Annotated in this window: 8 protein-coding genes and 1 pseudogene; 7 read left to right on the top strand and 2 right to left on the bottom strand. The window is 67.6% G+C overall.

Annotated features, from left to right (window positions below; translation table 11 throughout):
* Nucleotides 1-108: 108 nt before the first annotated feature.
* From G401_RS0105025 to G401_RS43560, 4 genes and pseudogenes are all read left to right on the top strand, one after another.
* Nucleotides 109-1,467 carry an IS701 family transposase gene (locus tag G401_RS0105025; RefSeq protein ID WP_245601610.1) on the top strand — a complete coding sequence of 453 codons (1,359 nt, stop codon included), beginning with the start codon at nucleotides 109-111 and terminating at the stop codon, nucleotides 1,465-1,467.
* Between the two features lie 30 nt (nucleotides 1,468-1,497).
* A pseudogene (locus tag G401_RS58790) lies at nucleotides 1,498-1,677 on the top strand (COR domain-containing protein); the annotation flags it as partial.
* The gene (locus G401_RS0105020; protein WP_027341640.1) at nucleotides 1,651-2,907 is read left to right on the top strand and encodes a hypothetical protein; all 1,257 of its coding nucleotides are present in this window, start codon (nucleotides 1,651-1,653) and stop codon (nucleotides 2,905-2,907) included. The pseudogene G401_RS58790 and the gene G401_RS0105020, both read left to right, overlap by 27 nt.
* 252 nt (nucleotides 2,908-3,159) lie before the next feature.
* Nucleotides 3,160-4,374 carry an IS256 family transposase gene (locus tag G401_RS43560; RefSeq protein ID WP_245601609.1) on the top strand — a complete coding sequence of 405 codons (1,215 nt, stop codon included), beginning with the start codon at nucleotides 3,160-3,162 and terminating at the stop codon, nucleotides 4,372-4,374.
* 218 nt (nucleotides 4,375-4,592) lie between these two features.
* Here the strand turns inward: G401_RS43560 and G401_RS0105010 are convergent, their stop codons facing one another.
* Nucleotides 4,593-5,537, bottom strand: coding sequence for a GlxA family transcriptional regulator (locus G401_RS0105010; RefSeq protein ID WP_027341639.1), 945 nt, complete (start codon nucleotides 5,535-5,537; stop codon nucleotides 4,593-4,595).
* Between the two features lie 116 nt (nucleotides 5,538-5,653).
* Between G401_RS0105010 and G401_RS0105005 the strand changes: the two genes are divergently transcribed.
* Both G401_RS0105005 and G401_RS0105000 read left to right on the top strand, forming a co-directional pair.
* On the top strand, nucleotides 5,654-6,565 hold the full coding sequence (locus G401_RS0105005) for an NAD-dependent epimerase/dehydratase family protein (RefSeq protein ID WP_027341638.1): 912 nt from the start codon (nucleotides 5,654-5,656) through the stop codon (nucleotides 6,563-6,565).
* A 127-nt stretch (nucleotides 6,566-6,692) separates the two neighbouring features.
* A complete protein-coding gene (locus G401_RS0105000; RefSeq protein ID WP_027341637.1) occupies nucleotides 6,693-8,732 on the top strand; it encodes an MDR family MFS transporter in 2,040 nt (679 codons plus the stop codon).
* A 66-nt stretch (nucleotides 8,733-8,798) separates the two neighbouring features.
* Here G401_RS0105000 and G401_RS0104995 read toward each other — a convergent pair whose 3' ends face one another.
* Nucleotides 8,799-9,497 (bottom strand): alpha/beta fold hydrolase, encoded by a 699-nt coding sequence (locus tag G401_RS0104995; RefSeq protein ID WP_027341636.1) that lies wholly within the window; start codon nucleotides 9,495-9,497, stop codon nucleotides 8,799-8,801.
* Nucleotides 9,498-9,720: 223 nt separating this feature from the next.
* Here G401_RS0104995 and G401_RS43555 point away from each other — a divergent pair, with 223 nt between their 5' ends.
* On the top strand, nucleotides 9,721-10,446 hold the full coding sequence (locus G401_RS43555) for a M23 family metallopeptidase (RefSeq protein WP_051366151.1): 726 nt from the start codon (nucleotides 9,721-9,723) through the stop codon (nucleotides 10,444-10,446).
* Nucleotides 10,447-10,485 lie beyond the last annotated feature (39 nt).

Here is a 10,485-nt window from a genome sequence, read left to right as displayed (position 1 = left end):
TACGGCAGCCGAAGATCGTTTTTTGTTCGCCCGGTCGATGGTCACGGGTTGGCAAAGTCGGTGTGTGGCAGGGGAAGTAGGCACGGTCGCCGCTAGATCATGTCTGTTGTGGACATACATGAGGTCGCGGCGACCGTTGCCGCCAGGATAGACCCTGCCGGGTGGCGGGAGGAGTTCGACTCGCTGTTCGCGCGCGTGGCGCCGGCGTTCGCCCGGGTCGAGCCCCGCCGTCGAGCCCGGCTGTTCGTCCAGGCCCTGCTCGGCCCGATCGAGGTGCGTACCTGCTGGCAGATCGCGGAGTACGCCGGTGAGAGTGATCCCGGTGGGATGCAACGGCTCCTGGCGTCGGCGTCGTGGGATGACGCGTTCGTGCGGGCGCAGATCCGTGACTACGTGGTGGCCGGGCTCGGCCCCGGCGGGGTGCTGATCGTGGACGAGACCGGCGACGCCAAGAAGGGGATCAAGACCGTCGGCGTGCAGCAGCAATACACCGGCACCCTCGGGAAGGTCGACAACGCGCAGGTCAGTGTGCATCTGGCCTACGCCACCCGCGCCGGCGGCCGGGCCTTGGTCGACTTCCGGCTCTACCTGCCCGCCGGCTGGACCGACGATCCGCAACGGTGCACCGCCGCGAACGTGCCCGACGACATCGGCTTTTCGACCAAGCCACAGCTGGCTTGGCAGATGATCGAAGACGCCCTCGACGCCGGTGTCGAAGCCGGATGGGTGACCGGCGACGAGGTCTACGGCAACGACACGAAGCTGCGCGCCCACCTACGGGCCCGGCAGGTCGGCTACGTCCTGGCGATCCGCTGCGACACCGCCCTGACCCGCTGGGACCATCCGAGCCTGACCATCACCGCCGCCCAGCTGGCCGCCTCACTACCCGCCGAAGTGTGGGGCCGCTACCTGGCCGGCTGGGGCTCGAAAGGACCCCGCTACTACCAGTGGACGTGGGTGAACATCATCGAGACCGAAAGCGACGCAACCCACCACGGCCACCACTGGCTACTGCTGCGCCGCAACGAAACCACCGGCGAAACCGCCTACTACCGGTGCTGGTCACCGACCCCCGTCAGCCTGCCCACCCTGACCTGGACCGCCGGGCTGCGCTGGCCGATCGAGTCCTGCTTCCAGGACACCAAAGGCCAGACCGGCCTGGACCAACATCAGGTCCGCACCTGGCTCTCCTGGCATCGCTACACCACCCTGGTCCTACTCGCCGCGGCGTTCCTGGCCGTGCTCGCCGCCCAACAGCCCCGACCCCAGCCCTCCGCCGTCCCGCCCGCCGACGAGATCGGACCACTGAGCGCGGCCGAGATCCGCCGCCTCCTCACCTTCGTATTCGCCAAGCCCGATATGACGATGCGGCATGCGCTGTCCTGGCTCGCCTGGCGCCTCGTCCACCAAGCCAGAGCCCGCCACTACCACCACAAACGCCGAACCCTCGTCGACATCAGTCGATGATCAGAATCTTCGGCTGCCGTACTAGCCTCCACCGTCGTCCTTAAGCCCCAATGGCTTAGCGAACGCATCAGTCAAGTCCTCGACAGCAAACCCGTAGCCGCCCGCAACGGCCTCCTGCGCTCTGAAGATATCGACTACCAGTGGGCAGACATCGACCCGGAACTGCGCCGCGACCTGCTACATATGATGGACAAATACGACGTATCGTATCGAATCCGTGATGTTGACGATCCCGGCGCTCTCGCCATCGTCGTTGACAGGCTCCCCTACGAACCTCCCGACTTCGGACCGCTGTGGGACCAGTTCGCGCCACCTCATTCACGGGAGATCCGGCTGCGCTACACCTTCGACACCGTCGCTCCGCCCGGCATCCCCACGTGGTTCATCGCCCGCGAGCACCGGTTCACTACCGGCCTGTACCGGCCCTGGCGCACCGGCGCTTTGCTACACCACCGCGGGGCTGCCAGCTACGCGGTGATTGAACTGGATTCTGAAATCAGCCTGGCCCTCACCGTCCGAGGCGAAGACCCCGACACCTTTCTGCATCTGCTCGACGAAGGCCTGCAACAGACCTTTGACCGCTACGACGGCCTGAAGATCACCAGGCAGGTCCCTTGCCGTTGTCATCCTGAATGCCCCCACCTCTACGACTATGAGTACCTACGCCGCAGGCAGCGCCAAGAACGTCCCGTCGAATGCCCGCGATCTGACGCAATCGTCGACGTGGAACTTCTCTTGCGCGGCATCCCCACTCGTGGGAACGACGCCATCCTTCAGGCCCTTCAACGGCTGGAGAGCGCCAGTGACCGCAGCGCCGACATGATGCAGCAGCAGTTCAGCCAGCAAGCCGAACTCCTACAACGGCTCTTTACCGAAATGTACCGAGCCCAAGCGGTCCAATGCCCAACCGTCTTCACCATCACCCCCAACCAGCGTGATTTCCTCCCCGGCACTCGCACATATACCCTGCGGCTGTACTGTGAAGAACCCGGCGCTTGGCACCAACTGCCCGCCGATGACGGCTGCTACCGAATTCGAGACCTCGACCCCTGGCTACGCGCCATCGCACCGCACCTCAACCGCATCATCAAAATTCTCACCATCACCGCCGCAGGCATAATTCACCCCGCCGCGGGAATCGCAGCCGCTGGCCATCACATTGGTATCCAGGACGACCTCGGACTCAAAGACCTTCTTGAACAGATCCCCGCCATCTCCGCCCACAGCCTGAGCCTTTACGACACCGGCGCTATACCGGCCCGCCGCGGCGAGGACGAAGCTGACTTCCGTATCATCTACAACTTCCTCAGCCAGGTCGACCCACAACAACGCTGGGCCGGGCTATCCAGAGTTCACACTCCTGAAGGCCATACCCTCTACCTGTGCGATCATCACGCCGCCCGCTATCGCGAGCCCTCACCACGACCGGCAGGAATCTAGGGACCTGGGACCTGGGACCGTCTCGCTAGCGGTGTGAATCGGCTGCCGGACCAGAGGAGTTGGACGTGGACAGCGGTCCGCGGTCGACCCGCGCAAACGGATCTGTAATCGTTCGGATCTGCATATTTTAGCTGCAATGACTTAATGCGTTCGCAGGTCACCTACGGTTCAGGCCCTGTAAGGAACTTTGTGGTTGATCTCGGTGTGGTCCGTTGGACCGGGTGAAATATCCCGGCCTGAAGGGACCACGTCATGTCTATGGATTCTGTTCCGGAGCAGCCGGAACGCGAGTCGGGTTCGGCTGCCGAGCAGCGGATCGCTGAGCAGTTGTTGGAGCAGGCTCGCCTCGACGGGGTGAAACTCGTCGGCCCCGGCGGGCTCCTCGCGGGAGTGACCAGGCGGATCCTGGAGTCCGCTCTGGAAGCCGAGATGACCGAGCATCTGGGCTATGAGAAGGGCGATCCGGCCGGGCGCGGTGCCGGCAATGGACGCAACGGTCATTCGGCCAAGACCGTGCACACGGATCTGGGTCCGATCCCGTTGAAGATTCCCCGTGATCGGCAGGGCGGCTTCGAGCCGCAGATCATCCCGAAGCACTCCCGGCGGGTGTCAGGGTTCAACGAAATGATCCTTTCCTTGTACGCCAAAGGTTTGACGACCGGCGAAATTCAGGCGCACCTGGCCGAGGTGTACGGGGCCGACGTGTCCCGGGAGCTGGTCAGCAAGGTCACCGACGCGGTCGTCGAGGACCTCAACCAGTGGCGCAACCGTCCCCTCGACCGGGTCTACGCGGTCGTGTTCATCGACGCGATCATCATCAAGATCAGAGACGGTCAGGTCGGCAACCGACCGGTCTACGTGGTGGTCGGGATCGGCCTGGACGGGCACCGAGACGTCCTGGGCATGTGGGTCGGGACCGGCGGGGAAGGCGCCAAACAGTGGCAGGTCTACCTGACCGAGCTGCGTAACCGCGGCGTCGCCGACGTCCTGATCGTCTGCTCCGACGGGCTCAAAGGACTGGGCGAGGCGATCGAATCAGCATGGCCCTTGGCCACCCACCAGACCTGTGTAGTCCACCTCGTGCGCAACAGCCTGCGTTACAGCAACCGCCGCGACTGGCAGGCGGTCACCACCGGCCTGCGCACGATCTACACCGCGCCGACCGCCGACGCCGCAGCCCAACGGTTCGACGAGTTCGCCGAGACATGGCAGGCGAAGTATCCGGCGATGATCCAGCTGTGGCGGACCAGCTGGGAGAAATTCACCCCGTTCCTCGCCTTCGACGTCCAGATCCGCAAGCTGATCAACACGACAAACATGATCGAGTCGTTGAACAGCCGGTTCCGGCAAGCCACCCGACGGCGGGGCCACTTCACCACCGAACAGGCCGCCATGAAGATCCTCTACCTCGTCGTGGTCGAGAAACGACGCGCCGGCCAGAACATCGCCGCCCGGATCCCCGCCTGAGGACAAGTCCTCAACGCCCTCGCCGACCAGTACAACGACCGGATCAACGACAACTAACCTCATCGATCACACCGAAGATCCAACCACAAAGGATCGGACAGGCCCACGGTTCACTCGGTCCGCTGAAGATCGGATAGACGGTCGGCCGTCGTTGTGCAGGGTGACGACGAGCCCGCGAGGGGTTTCGATCGCGATGGTGCTGTGTCCTGCCGGTTTGGTCATGGCGGCGACTGGGTGAAGGCGGCGCGGTACGCGCTGGGAGACAGGCCGACCCGTCGGACGAGGTGCTGGCGCAGCGACTCCGCCGTGCCGAGGCCGCTGTGGCGGGCGACCTGATCCATCGGCAGATTCGTCGCCTCCAGTAGTTCCCGGGCCCGGTCGATGCGCTGGTGTAGCAGCCATTGCAGCGGGCTCAGGCTGGTCTCGGCGTGAAAGCGCCGGGTGAGGCTGCGTACGCTGGTGTGGGCGTGCGCGGCGAGGTCGGCCAGGCTGATCGGTTCGTGGAGGCGCTCGGCTGCCCAGGCCCGTGTTTCGGCCAGTGACGCTCCTCGTTCGGGAGGCAGCGGCGACTCGATGAACTGGGCTTGTCCGCCGGGGCGTACCGGGGCGACGACGACGTGGCGGGCGACGCTGTTGGCCACCGCGGCGCCGTAGTCCATGCGGATCATGTGCAGGCACAGGTCTATGCCGGCGGCGAGCCCCGCGGAGGTCAGGACGTTGCCGTCGTCGACGTAGAGCACGTCGGGCTGCACGTCGACGGCCGGGTAGCGGTCGCGGAGGTCATCCGAGCGCGCCCAGTAGGTCGTGGCGCGGCGCCCGTCGAGCAGGCCGGCTTCGGCCAGCACGAACGCGCCGGTGCAGATCGAGGCGACCCGTCGCCCGTCGGCGACGGCCTTCCGCAGCAGCGCGTGTACGCGGGGATCGGAGTTCTGCGCGCCCGTCCCGGTGACCATCACCGTGTCGGCGTCCTGGGCCGCTTCCAGGCCGAGGCTGATCAGGATCTCCAGGCTGCCGGTCGTCGGGACGGTGCCGGGGTCCGGTGTGCAGACCTGGACGTCATAGCCGGGTACGCCGTCGACCAGGGGCGCACCGAAGACGAGTTCGGGGATGGACAGGTCGAACGCGGTGACGGGCGGCACGGCGATGACCGCGATCTTGTGCATGGCCAGATCCTTTGGACATGTGGCATTCCAGCCACTACCTTACGCCGCGGAGCCGGCGCACAGTGGATCTCGGCCCCGGCATTCCGACGGGGTACGTCATTCTCAGGAGAACCACTGTGGCTTTGCATGTCGTCGTCGGCGCGGGCGCTACCGGCACCGCGACCGCCCTTCAACTCGCCGAAGCGGGCGAGCAGGTCCGTCTGATCACCCGCCGCGGCAGCGGCCCCGACCACCCCGGCATCGAGACGTACGCCGCCGACGCGACCGACGCCGACCGGCTCACCACCCTGACGCGCGGCGCCGCGGTCCTGTTCAACTGCGCCATGCCGGCCTACGACCGGTGGCCTGCCGACTGGCCGCCGCTGGCCGCTGCGCTGCTGGCGGCGGCCGAGCGTACCGGGGCGGACTATGTGATGCTGGGCAACGCCTACGGTTATGGGCCGGTCGACGGACCCGTCACCGAAGACCTGCCTCTCGCGACGACGACGATCAAGGGTCGCGTACGGGTGCGCATGTGGACCGACGCCCTCGCCGCCCACGACGCCGGCCGCGTCCGCGTCACCGAGGTCCGCGCCAGCGACTTCCTCGGGGCCGGGGCGGCGTCGCTGTACACCTTGACGGTGGTGCCGCAGCTCCTGGCCGGGGTGTCACCGATCGCGTACCCGGCCGACCTGGACGCACCGCACAGCTGGACGTACGCCGCCGACGCCGCCCGCACCCTCATCGCCGCCAGCCGCAGCGACGAGGCGTGGGGTCACGCCTGGCACGTGCCGTCGACATCGGACGCGTCAGCGCGCGAACTCACCGAACGCCTGTCGAAGGTCGCGGCCAGAGACGAGGCCCTTCTCCACTCGATGAGCGTCGACGAACTGGCGGAACTGGCCGCCCACGACTCGATCCTCGCCGAGGTGCCCGAGATGAGTTACCTCTTCCGGCGTCCCTTCGTCCTGTCCACCGCGCGGACCGAGCGCGTACTCGGCGTCACCCCGACAGACCTCGACGCGGTCCTGGCCGAGACGCTGTCCTGAACCACCGCGGGGCGGCTGGTCGAGGCGGGTGGGCAGGCTGCGCCGGTGCTTGAGCCGGTTGAACGGCCTACGGAGTAGTTTGGGCGTTTTGCCCGCATAGCGGGGGTGTCTGCGGTGATGATCGCGTATGACCGCTTCCACAGCCGCGATCGCGGAGACCGCGGACGCCCCGCTCAGCTCCGGGCGTCGCAACGCGATCTTCGCGACGATCGCGCTGGGCATGCTGCTGGCCGCCCTGGACCAGACGATCGTCAGCACCGCGCTGCCGACCATCGTCGGCGACCTGGGCGGGGCGAGCCACCTGTCGTGGGTGGTTACGGCGTACATGCTGGCGGAGACGGTGGCCACGGCGATCGCGGGCAAGCTCGGCGACCTGTTCGGGCGGCGGCTCGTCTTCCAGATCAGCGTGGTGATCTTCGTGGTCGCCTCGGCTCTGTGCGGGCTGGCGAACACGATGCTGTGGCTGGTCGCCTGGCGGGGCGTACAGGGAATCGGCGCGGGCGGTCTGATGGTGACGGCGATGGCGCTGATCGCCGACTACATCCCGCTGCGGCAGCGCGGCAAGTACCAGGGCGCGATGGGCGCGGTGTTCGGACTGTCGTCGGTGTTCGGCCCGCTGCTCGGCGGGCTGTTCACCGATCATCTGTCCTGGCGGTGGGCGTTCTACGTGAACGTGCCGCTCGGGGCGCTCGTGCTGATCATCTCGTTCACCACGATGCCGGCCATCGCGCGGTCCGCCCGGCCGATCATCGACTACCTGGGCATCACGGTCATCGCCGCCGCCTCGACCGCGGCCATCCTGATGACCAGCTGGGGCGGCGTCGAGTACGCCTGGAGCTCGCCGGTGATCATCGGCCTCGCGATCGCCACGGTGCTCGGCTTCGCCGCGTTCGTGCTGGTGGAGCGCAGGGCGCGGGAGCCCATGCTGCCGCTGAGGCTGTTCGCCAACCGGGTGTTCACGGTGTGCGGCGCGCTCAGCTTCCTCGTCGGCTTCGCGATGTTCGGCGCTCTGACGTACCTGCCGACCTTCATGCAGTTCGTGCAGGGGACCTCGGCGACCGCGTCGGGTCTGCGGATGGTCCCGATGGTGATCGGCCTACTGATCACCTCGGTGCTCAGCGGCAGCATCGTCGGCCGGACCGGCCGTTACAAGATCTTCCCGATCCTGGGCAACCTCGTCACCGCGCTCGCGCTCTTCCTGCTGTCGTTCATGGACGCGTCGACCTCGCTCGCGCTCAGCTCGCTCTACCTGTTCCTGCTCGGCCTCGGGATCGGCCTGAGCATGCAGGTGCTCACGATCGTCGTGCAGAGCGCCGTCCCCTACGCCGACCTGGGCGTGGCGACCTCCGGGGTCAGCTTCCTGCGTACGCTGGGCAGCTGCTTCGGTGTCGCGGTCTTCGGCACGATCTACAGCCACAGCCTGACGAGCCAGCTCGACGCCGCCGCGGGCAAGCTGCCGGCGGGCACCGATCCCCGCCTGCTGTCCACGCCGGCCGGGGTGCACGCGCTGCCGGCCCCGTTCAAGGCCCTCGTCGTCGACGGGTACGCGACCGCGCTGCAGACAGTCTTCCGTTGGGCGGTGCCGGTCGCGATCCTGGCCGTCGTGCTGGCGCTGTTCCTACGTGAGGTGCCGTTGCGCGACACCGCCCGGGCGGCCGCCGGGGATCTCGACGACGGGTTCGCGGCACCGCGCAGTCCGGACCGCGTACCGATCCTGGAGAAGGCGATTTCGCGGGTGTGGCGGGCGAAGGGACCGGCCGCCGCGCCGCGGATCGTCGCCGACTCGGGCAGCTCGCTCGACACCGCCCAGGCGTGGTGCGTGGCGCACGTGGCCCTCTTCGAACAGCACCACGGCGGGGCCAGGGTGTCCACGATCGCCCGCAGCCACGACCTGCCCGACGCGATCCTGGAACCGAGCATCCGCGGGTGCGTCGCCGTGGGCTACCTGGTCCGGCAGGACGACGACCTGACGCTCACCCCGGCCGGGCAGGCCGAGTTCGACCGGATCGCCGCGGCGTGGGGGGAGTGGCTGCACGGCGAACTCGGTGACACGCCCGGCGACGGCCCGACCGACGACGAGTTCCGTACCGCGCTCAGCATGGCGGCCCGGGAACTGGTCACGACCGACGCGCACGAGGAACGGGCGCTGTCCGGCACCGCCGCATGACCACCTCCGTCGGCGTACGGCTCGGCGTACGGCCCCAGGCGCAGTCGAGGTTCCTACGCGCTGAGGTCACGAAGCGGTGCAGGCGTTCGTGACGGTCTCGGTCCACACCTCAGGGTGGGTGGACCAGAAGTCATGCGGTACGCCCGGCACGGTGGAGAACCTCCCACGTGGAACGAGCGCGGCGAGCTGCGCCAGGGGCCACGGCGGACGGATGTCGTCGCCGGCGGCGATGAAGTGCATCGGTACGCGGCAGGCGGCCAGCCCGCTCCACAGATCGGCTCGATGGATCCAATCGGTGAACGAATCGCTGAGAGCCGCATGTACTTCGGGCACCCAGTCGATGTCGACGACCGGCTCGGTGGCCTTTCCGGCTTCGTACGCCTCGGACCACGTGCGGTCACGTTGCGGACCTCTACCGGCGATTCCGACCACCGCGGTGACCGCCTGCGGGTGTTCGACCGCGTAGCGCACGGCGAGATCACAACCCCATGAATGGCCTACCACGATCCAGGTGGCGATGCCGACCGCCGCACGGATGCCTTCAAGATCGGCGATCGCTTCTTCCATGGTGTGGGGGCCGCCGCCCGAGCGGCCGACGCCCCGCGGCTCGGGGTACCAGGCGCGGTGGTCGCGCGGCGCGATCTCGTCTCGCTCCAGATACTGCACACAGCCGGGACCGCCGGTCAGGACGACGACATCGCGGCCGCGGCCGGTCACGCCGACGTGCAACGCCGTAGCTCCCAGGGGAATGATCCGCGACTCCATGTCCGCGAACGCTATCAACGGACAGCCGCTCGCCCACGCGCATTCCGGGCGCTCGATCGCGAGGCAGGCCCGCCCGGCGTTCGAGTACGCCGCGCCTGCGCACTGAACTGGGAAAACGCGCAAACCTTGAGGCTCTCTTGAGCCGATCTTGAGCCGCCACGGCGACGGTTGCCGCCGTCCGGACCGGTCAAGATCCGCACAGAGGCCCTCAGGAGGAACGAAAGTGACACCCCCTTCCCTGGCCCGCGTCGCCTCCGGCGCGGCCCTCGGCGTCATGCTGTCCGTCGGCGTGAGCGGCGTCGCGCACGCCGCCACCGACTGGGTCGCCACCAAGGCGGCCGCCGACGGAACCGTCGTGGACAGCGCCGACCTGCCCGCGATCTCCGCGTCACCCTCGACGTCCGCGTCACCCTCGACCGATGCCACGAAGTCGGCTGATGCCACGAAGCCGGCTGATGCCACGAAGTCGGCTGACACTACGAAGTCGGCTGACACTACGAAGTCGGCTGGCACCGAGTCGGCTGATGCCAAGGCGGGTTCGGCGAAGACCGCCACCGTGGCCAATCCGCTGCCCGGTGCCGAGATCACCTCCTGCTACGGCTCCAGGTGGGGGACCGTGCACGAGGGCATCGACTTCGCCGCCGCCGAGAACACGCCGGAGCACGCGGTCATGGCGGGGACGGTGGTCGCCGCCGGCTGGAACTACTCCGGCTACGGCATCTCCGTCCTCATTGATCATGGTAACGGTCTGTACACGCACTACGCCCATATGAACAAGGCGGCGGTGACCGCTGGGCAGAAGGTCCAGGCCGGCGACGTCATCGGGTACGAGGGGTCGACCGGCGACTCCACGGGACCGCACCTGCACTTCGAGGTGTGGAACGGCATGTGGAACCAGATCGACCCGGCTCCGTGGCTGAAGGCCCGCGGTATCGACACCGGCTGCTGAGCACGGCGTACCGGCGGAGCCTGTGGAACGCGCCTCGCC

This window comes from Hamadaea tsunoensis DSM 44101 (genome assembly GCF_000428945.1).
GTDB lineage: Bacteria > Actinomycetota > Actinomycetes > Mycobacteriales > Micromonosporaceae > Hamadaea > Hamadaea tsunoensis.
This window is presented reverse-complemented; position numbering and strand designations above follow the sequence as displayed.

Excerpts from the sequence above, each read along its gene's own strand:
- G401_RS0105020 (WP_027341640.1), top strand. The coding sequence starts at position 1,651 with ATGATGGACAAATACGACGTATCGTATCGAATCCGTGATGTTGACGAT.
- G401_RS43560 (WP_245601609.1), top strand. The coding sequence starts at position 3,160 with ATGTCTATGGATTCTGTTCCGGAGCAGCCGGAACGCGAGTCGGGTTCG.
- G401_RS0105010 (WP_027341639.1), bottom strand. The coding sequence starts at position 5,537 with ATGCACAAGATCGCGGTCATCGCCGTGCCGCCCGTCACCGCGTTCGAC.
- G401_RS0105000 (WP_027341637.1), top strand. The coding sequence starts at position 6,693 with ATGACCGCTTCCACAGCCGCGATCGCGGAGACCGCGGACGCCCCGCTC.
- G401_RS0104995 (WP_027341636.1), bottom strand. The coding sequence starts at position 9,497 with ATGGAGTCGCGGATCATTCCCCTGGGAGCTACGGCGTTGCACGTCGGC.